This is a genomic window from Marseilla massiliensis (genome assembly GCF_016899955.1).
GTDB classification, from domain to species: Bacteria; Bacteroidota; Bacteroidia; order Bacteroidales; family Bacteroidaceae; genus Prevotella; species Prevotella intestinigallinarum.
The window spans coordinates 49,218-73,353 of record NZ_JACJJL010000001.1 but is presented as its reverse complement, the minus strand read 5'-3'; the positions used below and the strand labels follow the sequence as shown (position 1 = coordinate 73,353).

Below are 24,136 nucleotides of genomic sequence, written 5' to 3'. Positions count from 1 at the left end.
ACCGCCAATATCCCAAGGTCGGAAATTTGCACCGGAAGAATCAATGCGTTTATTCATTTACAACTATGACAATCGCAAAACCATTTTTACACTAAAAAATAACATATTGTAAAAATGTCACGGCGTAACTATCTTGGAATCAGTGTTTTAACATATAACATATATTATCAAGGGTGGGTGTGTCTTGTCATATCACCCAGTCCTATACCTGTTACGTTATTCCTATTATGGCAATTTTTTTAGATGCTTCTTCCCCTTACTATAGCTGCCGATTACTAAGTATTCCTTAACATAAAAAAGTCAGTGAAAGGCACAATGACAACATGGATTGATTAGGGACAAAAATAATTGCCACCCTCTATTGGGTGGCTTTTTCGTGTCCTTTTTTTTGTTGGTGTAGACTTGTCTAACATGGGGTGTGAACTGTCATTAGGAGGGGTGTAAATCAGATGTCAAGTGTCAATGTTATCTGTCTTTACTTCCCGACTTAATGCATTGTTATACAGTGTTTTACCGATATAAAATTATATATGGATTATATAAGACTGGTAGTTTACACCCCTGATTTTGCAATATACGGCAGATTACACGATGAAAGGCGGTCAAACGGAGGGCAATATGTGGTCTTTTACAAGGCGGTTTACGGCTTTTTACAACACGGTTAAATTACGGCAGTATCTCGTAACCTTCCTTCCTGTTGCCTTCGTCATCGGTAATCATACGTTCCTTTGCATTAAGGTAAGACCCTAGTTCCGTTGATTTTGCCTTTCTTCCTATAAGGCCAAGACTGTCATAAATATTCTGGAGCATTCTTTTCACTTCAGCTTTTGTGTAAAATCTGCCTGTCTCGAAAACGTTTCTGCATTCCTGTGCAATCGGCTCATGATTACAAAAACTGTTGTATTCCTGCTCAACTTTCTGTTCATCAAAGTTAAGGCGTGCAAGTTTATCATAGCCCAATTTACCATACCAATCGTGATAACGTATGTCGATGAACGGGTTTTGCAGGATGAAAGGATCGTATTCTGTATATGTATTGCGAAAATCCGAATAGCCTTTGAGCCTGTCATTATCTTTTGCCGAGTAATACCATGCCTCAAAGTTCTTTACTTCATTCCGGTTTACGTTCTTCGCTATGGCCGACTGTATGCTTGCCATCAGCTGGCATGAATTGTTGTAATAGTGGCTGCGCTGGTGCCATTTGTTCCACATCGCCATCTGTACGAGAGTGTTTATCCCGAGTGTCTGCCTTCCGTTTACCTGCAACACGTCGACATAATCGTCAATGAACTTCTTGTCGTCTGCCCTGTCACGGACTAATTTTATCAGTCTTTCCTTCATCGAGTCAGGAGCGTTGTTGAAGCCGTTGATGAATTGTTCTGTTTCAAGTTCCATCGCCGTTTGTTGCAACCTGAATTCTTGTTCCGAAAGGCAGTTCGGTTTTGTCTTGTAATATATGACCGCATCGTGTCGGAACGGGTTTATGTCGAGCCTTTGCCTACCGAGTATCTGCGGTATGTCGAGCATTATGTCCAAGGTCTGCCACTCCTTCCCGGCATTTATGAATACGTAGGTCATGGCGTTTGTAGAGTAAAAATCAACTCCCTCGAACGATGCCTTGGTGCAGAACGTGAATGTCTTGTTCAGTGGATTGTACTTGTCTGTGCACAACCCTCCTGCCTTGAACCCCTTTGGTAATCCTGATACCTTTCCGTCGGAGCACAATATCGTAACCTCGTCGGGCTTAAGGTTGTTCTTCACGATTATGTTTATGATTGACCGTACTTCATTAAGGAATATGCAGGCTTCTGTTGAATAAACAACTTGTCCGTTTACCACTTTCCTCGCAAAATACCCGTTAGTCTTAAAGTCACGGATTATATTACTACAGATTTTCTCCGCGCTCTCGTCCTTCTTCATCTGTATCTCCCTGACGTTTGGTTCTTCAAGCACGGCTTGGTCCCATTCGAGCTTTATGTACGGAAGGCCCTTAAATTGTGGAACAAAGTCAAGGAACATGTCTTGTATGGGTGTCGCTGAGAGGTAGCAGATATTTTTAGCCTCGTTGTCAATCCGGATGAGGAAGTTCATGTCTGTTGTTCCCTTGAAAGTGGCATCACCCATGAGGCACTGGAACTCGTCAACCACGAAAAGGAATTTATTGATAGCAGCATTCTTTTTCAGCACGTCAATCACCTTGTCGCATGAATCAAGTGTTACGAGTACCTTTGCGTATTTCTTATTTGTGAACGGTGTACTTCCGCAAAAGCTTATGTAATTGTTCAACTCCGACATCAACCTCTTTATGTCATCCGCCCTTTTCCCGTTGTTGGTATAGGGTGAATGGAACAGGAATGTGTCGGGATGTTGTTCGTGTTTGTCCTTCAGCGCCTGCAAGCGTGGGGATATTATTACTACGTCGATACTTGAATTTAAGAACAACGATGTTCCTCCACAGCCTGTAACGGTCTTGTTGAGTATGAACTTATTGAATTGTTGCAAATAAGTAAGAAGATTTGGGTCTTCACTCATATACCTGCAACCTTTGGGCATATCATAATATTTTTCCATTTTTTCTATCTTTTAAATTGTTATTGTTGTACGTTCCACCAATATTTACAAGGTTAACGGAACGCATTGTTGTTTTACTTTTATTATTCATTTGCTTAAGCCTCATTTGCTTAAGCGGCGCAAGCCTACTTCAAACGAAAGAAGAAAGATGTTGTGGTTTGTATTTTGCCTCGGTGTTTATATTTGTTCCATCCATAAAAAAGCTGCACATTAACGAACTCAAAGTTAACAGGATGCAACTGTTTTACCATTGGATTTCATTGTATTTAAGTATCGACCTGTATTTCATTAAAAAAAGCTGCACCTTAGTCTGCTTCATGGTTAACAGTATGCAACCTTTTATCTCCAAATATCCTGCATATATAAGTATCACCCCATAATTTATGGAAAAAATCCTGCACTTCTTTTTCTCTTTTCGTCAGATGTAGGCCAACGCCGCATGAGTTGGTTATCCTATTGTTTTTTACCATTACATGACATACCTGCCTTCGGCTTACTTTGAACTTCATCTTTTGCAATGTTTTTTGTCATGTTATTTGTAAAATGTAAAATCAACAGTACCGAAGTTGTCTTTCTCTGTTTTATAGGCATTAGTTACATGACCTGTTATTTCATCTTCCGTCATTGTTTCGCTTTCCCAGCCTGTGATAAAATACTCCAAAGCCAAATCCTCTTCAACACCCCATCTGCAAAGTTTACAAGCCAAATAGAAGATACTGCAAGCCCTATGTCCTTCCTGCCAGTATTCAGGATGGTTCTTTTTACAATTAGAGTTCATTATGCTTATTATGCTCCTGTCAGATATTTTCTTTCCTGTTTGAGCATAATGATTCTGAGGTTGTGCTTGCCTTACTTGCTGTACTTGGATTATCGGTTTTATTGTAGGTACGTAATGGTAAGGCACGGGATTAGGATTCACCCATATGTTCGGGTCGTAGCTAAGGTAGTTTCTTCTTGCCAGGTCTCTACAACTCGTGTCAGGGTTTACAATGTTGAACCTATCCAATAACTGGTTGTACAAGTCTCCATGCATTGCCGGGTCTGTGTTGTCGTGAAGAACCAAAGCCTTCAATCCCCTTCCGCTCGGTGTAACGAAAACGGAATATACGCAGGGAGTTATTATAAGCCTTCTCCATAAATGGTACATTTCGTCATAGTTGTGAATATCGTCAAAGTCCATGGCCGTAATGTTTGAATATTGCGTAAGATGATGCCTTTCCATTTCCGAGAACAAACCATTATAGGCCACGGCAGGTAACAGCCTTGCTTTCCATTCTTGTCGTTCTGCTTTTGTTTTCAAACTCCGGATGTACTCTACAGCCTGTTTTATAATGTACTGTCCATATCTATAATCATTTATCAAGATATTTCCTTCCTTGATGATTTTCACTACATCGTCAACTGTTGCATAACCGAGGTTGAACTTTGTGTAGTTGATACGCTGGGTTAATGTTACTTGTTGCATTGTCTTCATCTTGTTCTTAATTTTTAAATTTAATTCTTCCATAATATATCTTTTTTTTAATTCACAGGTAAGAATTTGGAGGCTTCAGAATTTCCCTTTTTGTCATTTTGCGCAATAAAACGACATTTTTATTGTAAAACAACTTGTAATTTTTCAAGAAAGAGAAAATAAAAACCGCCAAGAGGGTAACTCCTGACGGCACGTTGTTCTTTTTACTACGTTTTTACATTTTGTCAATATACCAGTTTTAACTTGACATACTCTGGTGTTATCTCCAGTTTGATGTCTTTCATCCTGCTTGCGCCCAACATCCTTGCAGACTTTTTGTAGCTTTCAATAAAATCGTCAATTTCGATGAATGTGTTGAAATAACTTCCGAACGGTGCGCTTGGATATGGTTCTGGCATTCTGAAACCATTTAGTCCTGTGCCTGTTATGGTATCGGCATCGGCGGAGTTTATTTTGGCTTCCTCAACCAAGTTCTGCAAGGATGTGCGGTTGAATGTAAACTCGAATTCATTGTCGGACGGATTGCAAGCGGAGAAAACCACCCTGCGCTCACCTTCATCTTCAGTAACACTGTCAAAAACATTCTGGATTTCCTGTTGTACACTCATGATTGTGGCCGGTTCCATCTCGTGAACCTTTGCCACTAAAAAGATTTTCTTCATCTTGTCTTTATTATTTGATTCTTAAATTTATTCCGTAGCTTCTTTTCAAATATTCTGTAAGCCCTTTGTAAGCATCACTACGACTTTCTCACGCGGACATATTACAAGTATTTCCTGCAAGGTCGTTTCAATGCAGAGTCCGGTTTTCAAGCCAACCGTAAATACATCGCCAATAGAAAGTGGACTTATATTAAACGGCTCCTCCATATTCACAAGTCAGTTTTATCTTCATATTCATCATTGACAGTATGTTCCTCCTCATAAAAATACTCTTCTTCATAATAGGAATCCTCTGTGTCTGAGTCCACTTCTTCGTCGTCATCCTTCATATCGTCAATCACCACCCAGTCGTCCTTGTGCCTCATTAAAAGGTACTCATAAAACGACCATACGTCATCCTCGGTGAAAGATTCTTGGTTACAGCCCGACGATTCGTTTTCAATGGCAATGAGGTCCTCCCTTATCCGGTCCAGCAACTCCGACTTGTACTTTACTTCTCTTATGTCACCATTGCTCATTATGACTCTTGCTTTATTATCGTTCTGTCTTTTTATTTTCATCATATTATTCTTGGATTTTTATTTCTTATCTGTTTGTAATTCATTGTTATTTGTCATTTTGCATATCTGTAGTTAATGGGTTTGGCACCCAATTGAACCACTATTCTTGCCTTCATGATTAAAGGAACCAAGCCTTGTTAACCTGTTCCCATCTTCATGGTCTGTAAACTCCTTTTCCACCAATAAACCGTCTTCGGAGATTTTAATCGATTTGGCAAAGTGTTTACAGGTTCTTACGCCGTTCCTTACCTTTTCATTTTTCATGAGTATCTCCTCTCTGCTTTTTTGAGTTGATAATCAAGTCTATCCCGAACTCGTCTTTAAGGAACTTTACTAATGTGTTATAAGCATCAGTCCTTTTCCTATCCCTCGGTATTACTGTAAGAAGCTCGGACAAGTCAACCTTAATGCAGAGTCCACTTTCAAGTTTTCTGCCGATGTAAGTTTCAATTGCTTCTATATCCCTCTTGAATTTGTCCGGCACTATTACTGTGTTTTCTTTGTTTGTGATTACATCTGGAGAAACACAATCCTGACGGTTCCCTGAACACTGTACTTCATCAGAGAATAATTTGTTTAAACATTTTATTATCATAAAACTTGAATTTTTATCTTATCTCACTAATCAGTCTTTAAGACTTATTTAAGCGCGTTTTTTCACTTTCAGACGCTTTATGTCTTATTCACTGATTAGGTTTTGAAGGGTTGTGATGTGCGTTTTATCGCTTTGGATGACAAAATAGAGATACTGAAATGCCTGATTGAGAACCGTGCTCTCGCCTCTTCGCACGCAGTATTGGAAAAGGAGCTTGGCTATAAGGGCAGGATGACGATTTACCGACTTATGGACAGCAGCGTAAAAGACGGCATTATTGACAAGATGTGGAACATTCTTTATATATCTGTCTAAATTATTGAAATACAGGTATTAAAACAGTTATGAGGGTGTTGAAATAACAAAATGAGATTCAATGATGGTGATTTATTGGAACTAATAAGAATGAATAGAGTTGTTCAATTTATCAATATAAGGCAATGGAGTTTGTTCATGTCAAAGACATTAGCTATATATTTATATAAATATTTCCTTAATCGGAAAGAAAATCATCCAAAGACAAGCGTTTATCATAGAATTTAGCTACTTTTGTAATCGGATTGAGGCAACTCTTTCCAAGACATACGAGAAAAAAAAGAAGAAGCGTTATGCTTATCTTGTGATTTGGAAACGTAGGAAACTTTCAAATTTAGCACAAGGAAGGCATAGTGGTTCTCACGCTATAGCGTGGGCTGCTATTGTTACATCTGTATCCAAGGTTTCCTACGACCTTCAAGTAAAGAGTGTGGCATACAGTTCCACGCTTCGTGATTTTGGATAGTACTAATTATTAGATAGAGTAGATTATGAAGAAAACTATTGTAACCTTTTCGCTCTTCGCAGTTGCATTAATTTTGGCTTCTTGCACACCCTCCAATGAGGAAAAAGCAGAAAAATTGGTTAAAGAAACGCTCAAAGATTATCTTTACCACCCAGATTCTTATGAGCCAATATCAACAAGAATTGATAGTATGTTCATTGATGTAACTACTATCGAGCCAATTATGAAAATTAGTGGCGAAATCAGCGATTTAATATCTAAAATAGACAAATGTAATATGGATATTGAATCTGCTGAGACCTCTATGAATATATATGCTCCTGATGGCTATTCTTCTCGGTTCACACGTGGAGAGTATGCACGAGCAAAAAAAGAAAAGGAGGAAGCTCAATCAGATTTAGATAAATATGCCAAAAAACTTTTAGGAGAAGTTGCTTCCTTAAAAGAAAATGTCGCAAAATATCACAAAGGGGAATTTACTGGTTGGGCAGTAAGCCATAGATTTAGAAGTCTTAATGGTGCAGGTTCATTGACCATTCCGGGAGAAATGATTTTCTTTTGCGATAAAGAGTTTACAAATTGTATAGGTTATGAAATGGGTAAATTCAAGGAATTTGCAAAAATTTTGGAAATTGTAGATGAAGCAACTTCTGATGAAGATATAATGGACTATTTTAAGGATAATAGCTTTTTGCTATGATTTATCTTTTTATAGAAAGTTAAAGTATCTCACTATACACTGATTTTATGCAGTGTGAGTATTGTCAACAGAAAATCTTTTCCCGATATGCAGTCATTGTTTATTTTAGCTATTTGTATTATTGCTATTTCACTTGTTGTAATAGTTTTAGTACGAATACGCCTAAAAAACAGATCCAAAGAACTGTCGGAACGGATTACAACCATTACTCCTTATAGAGATATACAAGAAAGTAGAAAAGAAGAATTAAGGCAAAGCAATAAAAGTATCTTCATTGATATTGAAACTGATTTAAGGGACAGTTTTAATGGGCATATAATATCTTCTTCGGAAGAAGAACAATTTACGAGATACTATACAGAGTTCTTTCATGAAGTCAATTCCTTGCTAAAAAGTCTTGAAGCATTCCATATAGAACCGTCCGAGACAATCTTAAAATTCACGCATGATTTCGGAAACATCCACTCAATTGTTAAAAGACATAATGAACAGGTTATCCAAGACACTCTTGCCACTAACAAAAACTTTTTCGACCATTGCCTTAAATATCCATTAGACAAGCAGCAAAGGCGTTCAATAGTATCAGAGGAAGATAATTGTTTGGTGATAAGTAGTGCTGGAAGCGGAAAAACATCATCCATCATAGGGAAGGTAAGGTATCTGATTGACATCAAACACATCAATCCTCAAAACATTCTTCTTATCAGCTATACAAACAAGGCTGCTGCCGAGTTAACAGAAAGGATGGATATTACAGGGCTAAGAGGATACACTTTTCATAAACTTGCCATCGACATCATCGGGAAAGCAACAGGACAGAAGCCCTCAATTTGCGATAACACGGACGCTTTGTTTGTGAAAATCTATCATAAGTTATTGGAAGATGAAGATTTCAAAAAGAGTATCATTGAATACTTTGTTGACTATCAAGTGCAAGAAGCGGATTGGGAGCATCGTAAAAATGAACGCAGACAGCAACTCTCCGAATTGAAAGAAGTACGCTTGAAAGCTCAATTTCCCGACATGGACGGGAAAACTATTTATGTTCGTAGTGAACAGGAACAGAAAATCTGTTTTGTATTATCTTCTTTAGGTGTGAAATTCAGGTATGAAGAGCCTTATGAATATCCATTGAATGATGAAATGCACTCACAATACAAGCCCGATTTTTCCATTTACATTGAGCAGGAAGGTAAGACAAAACGTATTTATTTAGAGCATTTTGGTGTGGACGAACATGGGCTTGTTCCCACATGGTTTGCAAAAGACAAAGGCATTACTTATGAAGAAGCAAACCAAAAATACAATGACGGAATAACATGGAAAAAAGCAGCCCATGAGAAGTTTGGAACTGTATTGATGACAACTTCAAGTGCGGATTTTCATTATTCAGATATTCGGCATACATTAAAAGCTTCGTTGGAAAAAGTTGGTGTTCCTATTCAAGAAAAAACAGATGCCGAATTATATGATCTGGTTCTTCCTCCAAACAGCAAGCAGGAAAAGGCATTTATTCGGCTTGTTGTAACTTTTGTGACATTGATTAAGTCAAGTTGCAAGTCTATACAAGAGGTTCTAAAACAGGCTAAAAGTATTGGAGACGAGCGCAGCCTATTCATTATTAAGAGAATATTTATGCTTGTATATGAACGATATATTGAAGAACTGAAAGACAATAATCAGATAGACTTTACCGACGCTATCCTGCAAGCCACGGAAATATGCCGTTCCTCCCATCCTATAAGGTATGAGTATATTATCGTTGACGAGTTCCAAGATATATCAGTTGACCGTTACAATTTTCTGAAAGTACTCCGAGAAGGCAATCCCCCTGCAAAATTGTATTGTGTGGGCGATGATTGGCAATCCATATACCGCTTTTCAGGAAGTGACATGGCTCTTTTCAATCAATTCCAGGATTATTTCGGTCCCACAGAAATCAATAGAATTGAGACGACATACCGTTTTGGAGAACCTTTGGTAAGCCTGTCCTCACAATTTATTCAACGGAATAAGGCACAGCTAAAAAAGGATATACACCCATTCAATCCACAAGCCAAAACCGAACTACAATTCTGCGCTTATGAACGGCGTGACTATTGTAACGCAATCGGACAATTGGTAGCGTCTATTCCTACAGACAAATCCATTTTTTTGTTAGGACGTTATTCCTTTGATGACTATTACTTATCGTTTCTGTACAAATCAGTGAAAGAGGGCAATCGCTTTTACTACTTAATTGGAGACAGAAAAATTGAATTCTTAACTGTTCATAAATCCAAAGGTCTTGAAGCTGACTATGTGATAATACTCCAATGCAACAAAGACACCTATGGATTTCCCTCAATGGTAAGTGATGACCCTGTTCTTGATTATGTCCTGACTAAAAGCGACCAATATCCGTATGGTGAAGAGCGTAGGTTGTTTTATGTGGCTATTACCAGAGCAAAAATAAAGACATACGTTCTTTATGACAGGCGCTTCCCGTCCGTTTTTGTTAACGAATTCTTACACCCCGAAAAGGTCACGGAAGTAAGTTACGCTAAACATCCCAATGCCAATAAGAAATGGACACGCAGTGCTGACAAATTCCTACTCACCCTTTACCATGAAGGAAAGAGCATAAAGTACATTGCAGAGAAAATGGGAAGAAGTCAAACCTCTATCGTGATGCGGATAGGAAAATTGGAAGGTAGGCAATAATAAAAACGCCTATTATTCTTTTCATTCGATAAATTGTACTACTTTTGCATAACAAGAGTTGTTTGACAGAAAGAAACGCAACGCATATCGCAGAATTTGTAACCGTTGCCAAGTCATTACCTCGTTCTTTGAGAAAAGCTCATAAGTAGCTCATTTCTAATATATTCTTATTCTTTTATCGGATTTTTATATAAAAGAAGAACGTGTTTCTTCATTTGAAACATATAGGTATATCAATAACTTCTTCTATTTAATACCTTTAATGTTCATTTCTATGAAATGCAAGTTCTTTAAACAGATAAGGCTAATAGCCTGTATAGCTTTGATTTTTTCATTATATACAACTTACTCTCTCAGACTAAGAATGTCAGGACTTGAATATCAAGAACGGTTTAAGGAAGTACAGATGGTTAGTAATTATATGCAAGCAAATTCATCAAAAAGTGTACTCATTTGTGAGAATATTCTTCTGTACCAAAATATGTGCGATGATGACTTTAGTGTATGTGATATTAGGCTTTGTAACAAGTTGAACACAAGTTGCCAAACGGATTACTATTTATTGTTGTCGGATTTAGATTATTTGAAAGAAAGATATTCATTAAATATGGATTTGCAAGAGTTTTATCCTGTAATGATTTTAGATGAAGGTAAATATCTATATAAGCGTAAAAACTGATAAAGAAGTATATTACAGCCCATTTCTTAATCTTTAAGGCACGCCCATAGTATTACGACAAGGCAGCAAATTACCAATACTATTGTCGTGAATCTGAGCTATCCGCTTGACTACCAAATGTCTTCATTCTTTCGAAGGTGTTTGGCTAACTCTTTACTATGTTCATTCAAGAGTTTCTTCTCAGCCTTGATGTGTTGGCCTGAACTTGGTTACAGAATAAAACTTGAAGATTTTACCGTTGGATAATCCTGTTGTGCATATCTTCTTTATTACATTTATAACTCACGCTCTTTTATATCAGTAACTTGTTGATTTTTCAAATATTTATCGCTTAGTTTATAAAAGGCCATGTTTTAGCTTGCAATAGACCACCTTTTAACATTCAATATGCCGTGTTTTATGATGTGGTTTACCGTCTTTCAGAAGCCATGTAAAAACGACAGATAAAATAACATCCAAAGCCTTAATAATGAGGGATTACGATACGACAATATCACCCTTATCCGACAGTCAAGAAAAACAGCTGGTTCGGATTATCGTTTGGCTTGTAGGAATAAGATACAAAAACAAATCTATGGGCTGAACAACAATCAGGCAAGAGGCACCACTATGAAGAATCTGTGGAAAAGGCAACCAAGAAAAAGTTGTCAGTTCAAGGCCTTGGTGACGAAGCGTATGACCAGCTTTTACCTCATGTGTAGATTTTTGGAAGTACGTGGAACCTAAAGCGGAGGTCGGGACATTGTGTGAAGAGCATGGTGTTTCGGCTTTTTTATTTTTTCTCCATCATTTCTTGTGTTGCTTGTGGATACTTTCTACCTAGGGTGTTGCTAGTGAATAATTGAAAATAACAAAAATTCTCACTGAAAATACCAAGTTTCTTATATAAAGGGATTATCTCAGTTAAAAAAAGTGTTATACCCTTATCTCACTAGAGGAACTACGTTGGAAATATCCATGAACACTACTTTTCCATCGTCTTGTAAAATAACATTGTTCCTCACCGTCACTTTACCTTTTTACTTTTTTAATCTCACCTTCTCACCCTCTCACCTTCTCACCGTTATTTCACTTTTTCACCCTTTCACCTTTCTAAATTTTTCCGTCTGTAATCCCCTGAAAGCCTTAATTGTGTATTAGGAAAACAACATTATTAATCATTTTAAACAACAAAATCATGGAAATCAGGAACATTTTAAGGACAGGTTACAAAGTTTTAGTAGTGACCGTGACTTTAATCGAGGCCATTGACTTGAGCAGAAATCTCATTGGCAAGTACAGAAACAAGAAAACTACCGCTTCATTGGATTCGGTAGCAAAAACAAACAGCGTTGAGAGTGCTTAAGGAAAAAGACCTCGACGTTCTGATTAATTTCCTTGAGGGCATTGCTACGCTCTTGAAGGGGATAAAGAAATTACAGGGGGTAATCGTGAAACTATTGGAATCGCGGGAGCCTCCTTAGTTTTTCATCGTTTAAAATCTTTGGAACATGGAAAAGACAAAGAAGAACAAGACATCATGCAGTATAGTTTCAATCAATGAACAAGCTGCAAATCGACTGGATAATAAGGCAATAACAATCAAAATGCCCCAACGTCCAGCTCTTTATTTCTTCAACATCGGGTAAACAACAATCAAAACACAAACAAAATGAGAACAAAAGACAATCAGGTACAGACGATAACCATGCCATTCGAGGGTGAGGTTATAACAAATGACGATGGAGCAAAAGGTAAAAGGCATCCTAACTTCATCGAGAGTAATACACAAGAAATATCGCTTGAAGAACTGACAGAGAGAAATATCATACCAACGTTTAGCGACAACAGCCTTACAATATCGCACCAGAACTTCATCGGAGCGGTTACAAAAGTGGCAAGCAATGTATTCGGTGAGCTTACGCCAGTTGAGTTAAGGGTTTCACATCCAATCATAGGCCGTGTTCCATCAGCCCAACACAAGAAAGCATACGAACTTACGGAAAAAGAGAAAACCGTATTTTACCAACGAATGGCTTTCTGCTGTCACGTACTTAACCTTACAAGGACAATCAACGGACAAACTGTACATCTTTGTATTGGAGGAGTAAGAGCGTACAACGAGGACAAGTTATACAGCAGGAAGTCGGCGATGAAGTTCAAGGTGTTCGTAGGCTGGCAAGTAAGGGTATGCTCAAACTTAATGTTGACCTGTGACGGATATTCAGGAACGATAGAATGCTTGACCGAGGCGGATATCATGCAAAAGACGTTCGAGCTGTTTAACGGTTTTGAGCCGAGGATGGAGGATACATTGCAAGTCCTTCAAGACCTCAAATCGACAAGCATATCCGAGGAAATTTTCTGCCAGATAATCGGGCGAATGAGGCTTTACCAGGTATTGCCAGTCAGTGAACAAAAGAAACTACCGCAGCTTACAATTGGTGATTCGGCAGTCAATGCAATGGTAAAAAACTATATCTCAAACCCTGACTTCGGAATAACAATCGGAGACGACTTTACTTGCTGGAACCTTATGCAGTTGGGAAACGAGGCGGTGAAACAAAGCTATATTGACAAATGGCTTGAGAGGAACCAGAACTGCACCGACTTTGCGATAGGTATACAGAAGGCGATAAACGGGGATGATACAGAGGGCTATTCCTGGTTCATTAGCTAAGGAACGGCTAAACAAAATCAATTACAAGGAGAGATACACAATAAAATAAAAACAAGTGTGTCCCTCCTTTTTTGTTTGGTTCGACTTAATTCAACAACAAAACATTATTATTCACAACTTTAAAACAAAACGATTATGACCAAAACAAGATTTGAAAGACCAGTATTACCGAAGGACGCGACGGAAGAATATAGAAGGAAAGCAATGTTCGACGCCCTTTATTCACTAGACCTATCCGACAAACTTGAAAGACGGGAGAACGACAAGTTAAGCTACCTAAGTTGGGCAAACGCTTGGGCAGAATTCAAAAGGGCATATCCAAACGCCGAATACAGGATAATAAAAGACCCGACGACAAACCTGCCATATTTCAACGACCCTGCTATTGGAATAATGGTTTATACAGAGGTTACGGCAGATGGACAGACTTACGAAATGTGGCTGCCTGTAATGGATGCAAAGAACAAGGCGATGAAGGAACAGCCATACACCTACCAAGTTTACGACAGCTACAAGAAAACCTACGTTGAAAAGACAGTACAGGCAGCAACCATGTTCGATGTCAACAAGGCTATAATGAGGTGCTTAGTTAAAAACTTGGCCATGTTCGGGTTGGGACTTTATGTCTATGCCGGGGAAGATTTGTCAAATGAAGAGAACCTTGTGGCTGAGAACAATCTACAAAGGAAACAACAGCCTAAAAGGACAAGAGCAACGGTTACTACTCCGACCGCAACATCCCAACAACAAGCAGACAAGTATTCGGGGATAAGGACTGCTCTTTCTTTATGTAACGACAACACCTCGCTCATGAACCTTTACAGACAGCACCAAAACGAGGTTGAGGGTAATGCTGAAATAAAGGCCATGTTCACTCAAAGAAAGAACCAGTTGAAAGCAGCATAAGATTTAAATTAAAAATTAATAATGAAAAATCAAGTAAAACAACAACTAAAATCAATAACAATGAAAACGACAAGGATTGAATTAAAAGACAGCGACGTACTTTTCAACAAGGAGCGTCACGAGTATTGGTTGGGAAACAGACAGCTATCGGGAATTACGGGGATGCTACAAAGGCAACTGTTCCCTGATGAGTTCGACAATGTACCCGAAGAAGCAATAAAAGAGGCAGCAAGGTACGGGACTGAAGTTCATGAGAGTATCGAGCTTTTTGATTCAAGCTGGATAAACGACGGAACACAAGAGGTATTGGACTACATCGGACTGTGCCAAGAAAACGACCTCGTTCATGAAAGGTCTGAATACACAGTTACGGACGGGGAGAATTGGGCAAGCAACATAGACAAGGTTTACAGAAGTTCCGATGATACTTTTTCTTTGGGTGATATCAAGACTTACGGAACAATGACATCTGAGAAGTTGGAGAAAGCGAGATGGCAGTTATCAATCTACGCCTATTTCTTCGAGTTACAGAACAAGGGAGCTAAGGTCGGTAATCTGTTCATACTCCATATCCGTAACAAGGCAAAGCAGGACGGAACATTTGAACATATAAGAAATATCATGCCGGTGGAAAGGATACCAAGTGACATCTGCAAGGAACTTCTTGATACAGACCTGCAAGGAAAACAGTTCATAAACCCTTATTCCATCCCCGAAAAGTACAGGGAACAGGAGGACTACATCAGGCAACTAATCCAGACCAAGGACGATGTAGAGGAAAAACTGAAAATCCTGAAGTCAGAAATCTTGGAGGATATGGAAAGCATGGGTGTGAAAACTTGGGATACAGGCACAATGAGGTTGACGAGAAAACTTCCGACCACAAGGCTATCATTCAACGCGACCCAATTCAAGGCAGACCATCCCGAACTTGACTATTCGCTATACGAGAGGACTTCAAACGTTTCGGGCAGCCTTCTCATCGCTGTCTGATTAACTGTAAAGAGCAAAGAATGCAAAAGTAAAAAGAAACAAGACAAAGCAAAGACAAGAACAACCCACTAACCAAACCAAAGGGCGGGGCATTTCACTGAACAATAAAAGAATAGTGGAGTGTCCTGTCTTTTTTCGTTTTACCAATTTCAAGTTTAACCATTAAAAACAGAACGACTATGTTATACTACAATTTCGACGGATACGAAGGCTTCAACTGCCGCTTCGGAATAATCGAACATGACAACGGGAAGAAAACAAGAAGGAACAGGATACTGCTCGACTTCATAAAGGACAGGAAGCTACTACATGATGCAATACGGACAAACAATTTCTCGCTTCTCAACATCTCCAACATGGCGGACCTGAAGAAAATAATGTTCGAGAAGATAATGGATTCAGGGGAGGAAGACAACCTGCCGTATGAAGTCAACCTGATTAACTATACCTTCCGTTCAGGCAAATACGAAACCGATAAGTACAACGGGATATGTGAAGACGGTGATTCAAGGTCTTGCAGGTATGTAAACCATGATAACGGTAATAAGGTGTTCAAGATGAAAGCCGGAAAGTTCATACGCCATTTAATCATGGAAACATCTTTCGGAAAGACATTACCGGAGAGCGTAATAATCTACCTACAGGAATGCTTCGTTCAGGACTGGCAGGCTTTCTCGTTTTCATCACAACCGAAGGAAAACCGTTTATTCGTTGATGACAATTTCAGGGATATTTACGATTCAAACAAGTGCGATGGAGACTTCTACAGTTGCATGACAGACAAGGGATACCATTACTTTTACAGTGATTCGGTTGATGCAAGTGCCGCCTATTTGAAGAACGAACACGGAAAAATCATAGCGAGGTGCATAATCTTCAACAAGGTGTATGAGGAAGGAACGGAAAGAATCTGGAGGCTGGCTGAAAGACAATACTCCACAAACCAGGACGACGTGTTGAAACGGGCCTTGGTGAACGCATTGATAATTGGGGGCTATATTGATGGTTATAAACAGGTAGGATATGACTGCCACCATTCAAGAAGTTTCGTCGATATAGAGGGTAATTCGTTGGAGGACAAGAATTTCTACATTGACTGCAACTTGGGCACTGAAGACACCCTTTCTTACCAGGATAGTTTCAAATGGTACGATATGGAAGCCGGGAAAGCATATAACTACGAGGTAAACGGCTACGACTACGAGCTTGATACCACAGACGGAAGTATTGACGGGTATGAGGAGAACGATGACGAAAGCTATGACGAGTTCCATGAATGTTATGGTGACTTTGATACTACGATAGTAATGTACCACGGGAGGGAATACAGTTGTAGTGTTGACGACCTTGGAGAATTTGTTTGGATAGACTCGGAGGAAATGTATTACCACGAGAGTGATGTCGACCGTTGTCCTTGGTGCGGCGAATGGTTTGTAAAGGATGACGGACATGAATCGGAGTTGACGGGGAACTGCTACTGCTCGGAAGGATGCAAGGAAAAGGCGGAGGATTGCTATATCTCCGAGAATAAGCAAATGGAACTTAAGGCCGCATAACACTGAAAAGGGAGGAAGCTGTGATGAAAAAACAACAAAAACAAAAACATCATGGCTCCCTCCTTTAATCTCTCTTCAAGTTAAATTAAAATCAAATTCAACAACAAATTAAAAACAACAAGATCATGGACTTCAAATTATTAAAACAGCTTTATAAAATCCACTCAAAGTCAGGATACGAGGGCAAGATAATATCCTTCGTCTGTAAGTGGGTTGACAAGAACATACAAGGTGCAAAGATAGAACTTGACTGGAACACCGGGAACATCTACATAACCAAGGGAACATCAGATACATATCCCTGCATGGTGGCGCATCTTGACCAGGTGCAGAAATACCATCCTACAGACTTCACGGTAATTGAAACCAAGGACTTATTGTTTGGTTATAGTCCCAAGGAAAGGAGTTTTTGCGGTCTAGGTGCTGATGATAAAAACGGTGTATGGTTATGCCTTCAATGCCTCCAGAAGTTTAACGAAATAAAAGTTGCATTCTTTGTAGGTGAGGAAGTTGGTTGCATCGGAAGCTCAAAGGCAAATATGGATTTCTTTAACGACTGCCGCTTTGTAATACAGCCGGACAGGAGGGGAAAATCAGACGTAATAACACAAATTGGATTCATGGACATTTGCTCGGACGATTTCATAAAGGACATAACGCCTGAAAAGTTTGGCTATACACCGACAGAAGGAATGATGACCGACGTTGAGCAACTGAAGGAGAACGGATTAAATGTTTCCTGCATCAACATAAGCTGCGGTTATTACGAGCCACACACGAACAATGAGTTTACCGACAAGAATGACCTGATGAAATGTTTGGACTTCATTGAGCATATAATCACACATTGCACCAAGGTATATCCTCATGAACCGGGACGGATGAAGGGTTATGACTGCCAGTTGGTTTGGTGGGAACAGTATGAGGAAATGTATGAACTGGTAAGGGATTCGCTTATTTCAGACCCAACATTGACACCTGCCGACCTTCATTCCTTTTATCATGAGGAATACCCCTTGCTCGGACTTGACGACTTCGCTATGATATGTGACGACGCGATGGCCGAACTCTATTACGAAAGGAACGGGGATGTCGCTTAATCAGATATCACGTTCTCTTAAATTACTGAATATCAATCAATTAACGGCACAATAAAAACAACGATGCAAAAGACGGTAAACGAGGCCCTAAAACACGGCTTATTGAAATGCAAAACACGGCCTTTTACAAGTTGATTGATGGCCTTTTAGAAAATAGTGGATATTCGGCGAAAATTTAATCAACAAAAAATCAAATTCAAAACAATAAAAATCAAGACAACAAAGATTATGGACACAACAAAGAACAAGCTTTCAATGGCAAGATATATCTGGAGGATTTTTCAGCACAGTGTAATCCCTTTGAGTTGGGGAATATGCTTCGCTTCGGTAAGGACTTTGGAAAACGGCACGGAGTTTCATGTACATGGCTTCAAGTTGACGGGTTATGTAAAAGTCGAATATGATGAAGGCTCGGATACGTTCACTGTCACCCTTACTCCTGACGAAAACCTTAAAAACAAGATTATCATAGAAAACGTTTATCTTGACAACTTGATTTCCGTGATAGACGAAAACGTGGAATATTGCGAAAATTATGAAACCAAGGTAAAACAATGGCTAAGAAAACAAGCGGTCTGATTATAGAATATTTGAGCTTTTACAGGAATTACAGTTACAGGAGAAAAACAAATAAACGAAAAAACACCTTCTGTAAAACTCCAAATTTTGGTAAATGCTTGAATAACTGAAAGACTGAACTCTCTTAAATGCAAGGATATGTGAAAACGGTAAATGTGACAAAAGACCGAAAATCACGTATCCTTGTTTTTGTTATAACAGCAAGAAAACACATTAAAACGCAACTGAAAAATGATTAGATACCACTTTAATATTACAATCAATGGCGTAATGCTGAATGTAAACGTAAACGCCAATAACCAGATGACGGCCTATGGAAAAGTGAAAAGGCTCTATCCTATGGCAACGAACATTCACTTGACAAGAACGGAAAGACAATGGAACCAAGGTACGTTATAATCCTCGACTTCAGCATCGGTGCCTTGAACATTATCAGGCTGACAGACGAGGAAATAAAAGAATCTGAACGATACGACGACTTCGAGGAATACTTGTTAACACTTGAGGACAAATACGGCTTCAGGCTGGATAATTGCCAGTGGATGACAACAGAGAACTTGAACGTTTACTGGTATGATAACGGACAGGAAGTAAGCAGAGAACAATTTTAACACTTAACGGGAAGGATGGCCCTAAACGGCTGTCCTTCTTTTATTTTTGTCCTTGTTAAAAATCTTTGGCGTAAGTAAGAACGAACGGGAACAAGAACAACTGATATTTTGCGTTGATTATTTGAAACGTACATTGCTTTAATTCGATAAAAATTGGTATTTTTGCATTTGAGCAATAAGTCATTTCATCATGCCTATACCCGTAAACATAGAAGACCTGTTGAACAAACGGAAGCTGGAATCCAACCGAATAGAATTCAAGCGTGGTTGGAATCCCGACAAAATATACCGTACAATATGTGCCTTTGCTAACGATTTTGACAATATTGGCGGAGGATATGTTCTTGTTGGCGTTGAGGAGGAAAACGGCGTAGCCAAGCGTCCTGTTGTAGGTGTTCCGATGGAGGATTTAGACAGAATACAGAGGGACATGATTGGGTACAACAACAAGATTGAACCTTATTATATGCCACGTGTGGATGTTCAGGAAGTTGACGGCAGATATGTGTTGATAATATGGATACCGGCAGGAGTTAACCGTCCTTACAATGTCAGGGTGCGTGTCACGGCCAATCAGTCGCCTTGCAAGTGGTATGTAAGGAGTGGTACGAACACGATTGAAGCCAAGGGAGAAGTGCTTGATGAGTTGCGCGAAATGGCAAACCGCATTCCTTTTGACGAGAGAGGAAATGAACAGATAGACACAACCGACCTGTCACCTGCATTGGTATTGGATTATTTACAGACAGTAGGCAGCCGTTTGGCGCAAAACTTTGACACAAAGCCGTTTACGGAGATACTTAACCAGATGGACTTGCTCATTGGTCCGACAGAAAGAAGACTGGTCAAGAATGTTGCGGCAATGATGTTCAGCAAGAATCCTGCGAAGTTCTTTCCCGTAACTCAGATTGACATAGTGGTTTTTCCTGAAGGTTGCGTCGAGAACCCTAACAACATGATAGAGATTCCAAAGATTGTCGGCCCTGTTCCTGAAATGATTAAGCAAACTTTGGACTACATTCGGACAAATGTCATCAAGAAACGGATTGTAAAGCCAAGGGACAAGGCCGAATCAACCACTTACTTCAACTATCCGTACCAAGCCATTGAAGAGGCAGTGGTAAATGCCTTGTATCATAGGGATTATCAGGAGCGTGAGCCTGTGGAAATAACTATTGAGCCGAATAAGATTTCCATCCTTAGCTATGCAGGACCGGACCGCTCAATAAGTTCTGAAGCAATACGGAAGGCTGAAAGGCTGAAGTCACGCCGTTACCGTAACCGTAGATTAGGGGATTTCCTGAAAGAGTTGCGATTATCAGAAGGCCGTGCCACAGGCATTCCGACGATACAAGACGAATTGCGCAGGAACGGGTCAGCTCCGGCAAGTATTGAAACAGATGATGACAGAACATATTTTCTGATAGAGATACCATGTCGTGACGGCTTTGTAGAGCGCATGGATTTATCGGCTGGCACAAGCATTGAGGCTATAAATGAGGCTATAAATGAGGCTATAAATAAAAATGCGCTGGCTGTATTATTAGAAATCGCCAAGTCTCCACGAATTAAACGGAAGGCCTTATTGTCGCAGATAAATATTTCAAAAGCGACGTTAGAACGAGCAATAAAACTATTATCATCTGAACTTTTAAATCTGATAGAATATCAGGGCTCTTTAAAGACAGGCGGATATGTGTTAACGGAGAAAGGGGAAACTTTTGTAAAAAGTCAGCAGAATAAATCTTGAATTATGAGCAGTAGTTTTATAACAAATAAAGAAAAATTCTTATCCGATATAATCAATGGCATTTTGCCAAAAACAGATGCTGTTGACATATTGGTCGGTTATTTTTATTTTTCAGGCTATATGCAATTGTCTGAAAAGTTGAAAGACAAACAAATAAGAATATTGGTCGGCTTGGATGCCGATTTACATATAACCAACTATATACGTGAAGTTGAAGCAATCAGAAGTAAATTTGTATCCCGAAACGCCATTAAGGAAGAATATTATAAACAATTTGTCAGGCTGTTTAATGATTCAGATTTCTTGGATACCGCAGAAAAACTGGAGCAATTCAAAATGTTTTATGGAAAAATCTTGGATGGCACACTTGAAATTCGAAAGACACTTGAGCCTTGCCATTCCAAAATGTACCTGTTTGCTTATAACAACATGATGAATGAAGACGGTGAATTGCCCGGAGTGTTGATTACAGGGTCAAGCAATCTCTCCTATCAGGGATTAAAAGGACGTTTGGAATTGAATGCCCGTTTCAATGATAAGCAAGATTACGAGGAGGGCATAAGAATTTTTGATGAATTATGGGATACGTCTGTGGCTGTTGTTGATAAAGATAATTTAGATGAATGGAATACAAAAGTGATGGCTCACATATGGTATGACAAGATTTATTCTCCTTACCTAATGTATGTCAGGGTTCTCAAGGAATATTTCAACATTCCCTCATCAGATAACATATTGACTCCTTATGATATAACAGAAGGGAAATATTCCAACTTAAGGTATCAGACTGATGCAGTGCAAATGGCCCTGAATGCCTTAAACAACCACAACGGAGCTATCATAGCAGATGTGGTAGGTTTGGGAAAGAGTGTGATAGCTTCAACCATTGCACGTAATTTAAGGTTGCGGACTATCATTGTGTGCCCTCCGCACCTTTACAAGCAATGGGAAAGTTATCGGGATGAATTTGGCTTTACCGCTACAGTATTTAGTGCCGGGAAAATTGAAGACGCTGTTTCGCATTATCAGGAATTAGCCAAAGACGGGGAACAGTTTTTGATAATCATAGACGAAGCCCATCGTTTCCGTAATGAATATACGCAGGATTATGCTTTGTTGCATAACTTGTGTTCCGGTAATAAGGTCTTATTGTTGACGGCAACTCCGTTTAATAATCAGCCGGCCGATATTTATGCATTGATTAAATTATTCCAAATACCTTCTCATTCGACACTTAAAACAGTTGAAAACCTTGGAGCTTCATTCAAGGACCTGATAAATAAATACAGGACACTGCGTGAAGAACAAAGAGAAGGAAAAGCGACAGAAGAAGACGTTAAGACAGAGGTTAATGACATAGCAAAGAAAATCCGCTCAATCATTAGTCCCTTGGTTGTGCGTCGTTCCCGTTTGGATTTGCAAGAAATACCAGAATATGCAAATGATTTAAAACAACAGGACATTCAGTTGGTGTTGCCAGATGACCCGGAGGAGCTTGAATACGATTTGAGTGGATTTAAAGAATTGTATCTTTCAACCCTTGACAGAATCAGTAAATCAGAAGGAGGCAACGATGCCGTTTACCGCTTTAAGGCTGCCAGGTATTCTCCGGCTCTTTATATTCATGAGTACCTTAAAGAAGAACTTGCAAAAGAACTTGAAGCCAAGACGGGCGTTAAGTTTAACCTTTTAATTGGGCGGCAAACAAATATTTCAAGTTTCATGCGCCATCTGTTGGTAGCGCGTTTTGAAAGTTCGGTGGCAGCTTTTCAAGCGTCATTGGAATATATGATTCGGTCATCTGAGCATATGCTGAAATGGATTGGCAAACGGAATAAGATTCCTGTTTTCAAGAAAGGAAATCTTCCTGATGTTGATGCCTTCTATGAGTCAAGCGAAGATGGGATGCAGGAAATCGAGGAACTTTTCGAAAAATATGAAGCCAAAGGATTCTTTGAGATAGACATGAAGTATGTCAAAGATGATTTTGTTACAGATGTTAAAGCAGATATCCAGTTGCTGAAAAACTTGCGTGAACAATGGTTCGGGAAAGACAATACTATCAAGGAAGACCCTAAACTGGATTCATTCATTCGCATCATCCGTAAGCAGATGAAGGACGAGCCAAATAGGAAATTGGTTGTGTTCTCTGAGTTTGCCGACACCGTAAATTATTTGGGTAAAGCACTCGTTGACGCCGGACTTCCAGTCATGAAATATACTTCAGCCGATGCAACGTCTGCAAATAAAGACTGTATTCGTGCTAATTTTGACGCCGGGCTGAAATCGTCATTGCAAAAGAATGAGTTTCATATCTTGGTAGCAACTGATGCCATATCGGAAGGATACAACCTACACCGTGCCGGAGCAATATTCAATTACGACATACCGTATAATCCGACTCGTGTCATCCAGCGAATAGGCCGTATTAACCGTATCAATAAAAAGGTTTTTGACAAACTTTACATCTATAATTATTTCCCTACAGATGTAGGTGAAGCAGAAACGAGAACTAAAGAAATCTCTACGCTAAAAATGGCCATGATTCATGCTGTCATGGGAGAAGATACGAAAGCCCTTACCAAAGAAGAAGAGCTTCAGGCTTATTTCAAGGAACGCTACCGCAAAGAATTTTCCCGGAGTGAGGAAGCATCATGGGATACCCCTTACCGTAAATTATTGAATAGCCTGAAAGGTACAGAGGCTTATGACAAGGCAATGGAACTACCACATCGTGCAAGGACAGCACGCAGTGTGGAGAATAGCCAAAAAGGTGTATTGATGTTTGGTCGTAAAGGCAATGATTTCGTCTTCAAGATAGGCAATACGGCAAATGCGCCTGCAATGATTTCAGCAGAAGAAGCCATTTCCCTTTTTGAAGCTGAAAGGGATGAGCAACCGGTTGATTTAAGTCATGATTTTGACATGGTTTACCAAAGAGTGAAAGCATCCTTGTTCTGTAACGATGTAACAAGCCGCAATGAAAAAGAACTTATAAACGCATCAGATAAAATAAAAATACTGATGAAGAATCAACTATTGCCAAAAGACTACTTGGCTGATTTAATGCAAGTCATTAAGGCCGATGCTTTGTCTGGTTATGAGACAAGATACATAAACCAATTGGCACCAAAGGACGCTGCAAAATTACCTTTGAAAATTTCTGTCGAATACTTAACGCGCATCATCAATATGCAGAACAAGGCGGATGACAGTGAAGAGACTTTGATTTTAAGTGAAGAACTACAATAAACGAA

Annotated in this window: 21 protein-coding genes; 15 read left to right on the top strand and 6 right to left on the bottom strand. The window is 39.3% G+C overall.

Going from position 1 to position 24,136, the window contains the following annotated elements; all coding sequences use genetic code 11:
- Positions 1-530 precede the first annotated feature (530 nt).
- A complete protein-coding gene (locus H6B30_RS16505) occupies positions 531-665 on the top strand; it encodes a hypothetical protein (protein WP_262896789.1) in 135 nt (44 codons plus the stop codon).
- 1 nt (position 666) lies between these two features.
- Here H6B30_RS16505 and H6B30_RS00300 read toward each other — a convergent pair whose 3' ends face one another.
- The 6 genes from H6B30_RS00300 to H6B30_RS00275 form a co-directional block, all read right to left on the bottom strand.
- Complete coding sequence (locus tag H6B30_RS00300; RefSeq protein WP_239483420.1) at positions 667-2,502, bottom strand: DEAD/DEAH box helicase family protein; 1,836 nt, start codon at positions 2,500-2,502, stop codon at positions 667-669.
- A gap of 374 nt (positions 2,503-2,876) precedes the next feature.
- A complete protein-coding gene (locus tag H6B30_RS00295) occupies positions 2,877-3,080 on the bottom strand; it encodes a hypothetical protein (protein WP_205106752.1) in 204 nt (67 codons plus the stop codon).
- A gap of 23 nt (positions 3,081-3,103) precedes the next feature.
- Positions 3,104-4,078: a BT4734/BF3469 family protein gene (locus H6B30_RS00290; protein ID WP_205106750.1), complete on the bottom strand. Its 975-nt coding sequence runs from the start codon at positions 4,076-4,078 to the stop codon at positions 3,104-3,106.
- Between the two features lie 191 nt (positions 4,079-4,269).
- A complete protein-coding gene (locus H6B30_RS00285) occupies positions 4,270-4,707 on the bottom strand; it encodes a hypothetical protein (protein ID WP_205106748.1) in 438 nt (145 codons plus the stop codon).
- 209 nt (positions 4,708-4,916) lie between these two features.
- The gene (locus H6B30_RS00280) at positions 4,917-5,270 is read right to left on the bottom strand and encodes a hypothetical protein (RefSeq protein ID WP_205106746.1); all 354 of its coding nucleotides are present in this window, start codon (positions 5,268-5,270) and stop codon (positions 4,917-4,919) included.
- A 250-nt stretch (positions 5,271-5,520) separates the two neighbouring features.
- Entirely contained in the window at positions 5,521-5,862 is a 342-nt protein-coding gene (locus tag H6B30_RS00275; RefSeq protein ID WP_205106744.1) for a hypothetical protein, read from the bottom strand.
- 132 nt (positions 5,863-5,994) lie between these two features.
- Here H6B30_RS00275 and H6B30_RS00270 point away from each other — a divergent pair, with 132 nt between their 5' ends.
- From H6B30_RS00270 to H6B30_RS00205, 14 genes are all read left to right on the top strand, one after another.
- Entirely contained in the window at positions 5,995-6,177 is a 183-nt protein-coding gene (locus H6B30_RS00270; RefSeq protein ID WP_205106742.1) for a hypothetical protein, read from the top strand.
- Between the two features lie 491 nt (positions 6,178-6,668).
- Positions 6,669-7,343: a hypothetical protein gene (locus tag H6B30_RS00265; RefSeq protein ID WP_205106740.1), complete on the top strand. Its 675-nt coding sequence runs from the start codon at positions 6,669-6,671 to the stop codon at positions 7,341-7,343.
- Between the two features lie 87 nt (positions 7,344-7,430).
- A complete protein-coding gene (locus H6B30_RS00260; protein ID WP_205106738.1) occupies positions 7,431-10,046 on the top strand; it encodes a UvrD-helicase domain-containing protein in 2,616 nt (871 codons plus the stop codon).
- A 364-nt stretch (positions 10,047-10,410) separates the two neighbouring features.
- On the top strand, positions 10,411-10,725 hold the full coding sequence (locus H6B30_RS00255) for a hypothetical protein (RefSeq protein ID WP_205106736.1): 315 nt from the start codon (positions 10,411-10,413) through the stop codon (positions 10,723-10,725).
- Positions 10,726-11,902: 1,177 nt separating this feature from the next.
- The gene (locus tag H6B30_RS00250; RefSeq protein ID WP_205106734.1) at positions 11,903-12,070 is read left to right on the top strand and encodes a hypothetical protein; all 168 of its coding nucleotides are present in this window, start codon (positions 11,903-11,905) and stop codon (positions 12,068-12,070) included.
- A 306-nt stretch (positions 12,071-12,376) separates the two neighbouring features.
- The gene (locus H6B30_RS00245) at positions 12,377-13,384 is read left to right on the top strand and encodes a DUF3871 family protein (protein WP_205106732.1); all 1,008 of its coding nucleotides are present in this window, start codon (positions 12,377-12,379) and stop codon (positions 13,382-13,384) included.
- Between the two features lie 135 nt (positions 13,385-13,519).
- Complete coding sequence (locus H6B30_RS00240) at positions 13,520-14,290, top strand: Sak single strand annealing protein (protein ID WP_205106730.1); 771 nt, start codon at positions 13,520-13,522, stop codon at positions 14,288-14,290.
- Between the two features lie 60 nt (positions 14,291-14,350).
- Entirely contained in the window at positions 14,351-15,283 is a 933-nt protein-coding gene (locus H6B30_RS00235) for a PD-(D/E)XK nuclease family protein (protein WP_205106729.1), read from the top strand.
- A 179-nt stretch (positions 15,284-15,462) separates the two neighbouring features.
- A complete protein-coding gene (locus H6B30_RS00230) occupies positions 15,463-16,839 on the top strand; it encodes a hypothetical protein (protein WP_205106727.1) in 1,377 nt (458 codons plus the stop codon).
- Positions 16,840-16,964: 125 nt separating this feature from the next.
- Positions 16,965-17,939, top strand: coding sequence for a zinc-binding metallopeptidase family protein (locus H6B30_RS00225; protein ID WP_205106725.1), 975 nt, complete (start codon positions 16,965-16,967; stop codon positions 17,937-17,939).
- Positions 17,940-18,167: 228 nt separating this feature from the next.
- Entirely contained in the window at positions 18,168-18,518 is a 351-nt protein-coding gene (locus H6B30_RS00220; RefSeq protein ID WP_205106723.1) for a hypothetical protein, read from the top strand.
- A gap of 377 nt (positions 18,519-18,895) precedes the next feature.
- A complete protein-coding gene (locus H6B30_RS00215; RefSeq protein ID WP_205106721.1) occupies positions 18,896-19,129 on the top strand; it encodes a hypothetical protein in 234 nt (77 codons plus the stop codon).
- 190 nt (positions 19,130-19,319) lie between these two features.
- Positions 19,320-20,879: an RNA-binding domain-containing protein gene (locus H6B30_RS00210; protein ID WP_205106719.1), complete on the top strand. Its 1,560-nt coding sequence runs from the start codon at positions 19,320-19,322 to the stop codon at positions 20,877-20,879.
- A 3-nt stretch (positions 20,880-20,882) separates the two neighbouring features.
- Positions 20,883-24,131: an SNF2-related protein gene (locus H6B30_RS00205; protein WP_205106717.1), complete on the top strand. Its 3,249-nt coding sequence runs from the start codon at positions 20,883-20,885 to the stop codon at positions 24,129-24,131.
- Positions 24,132-24,136 lie beyond the last annotated feature (5 nt).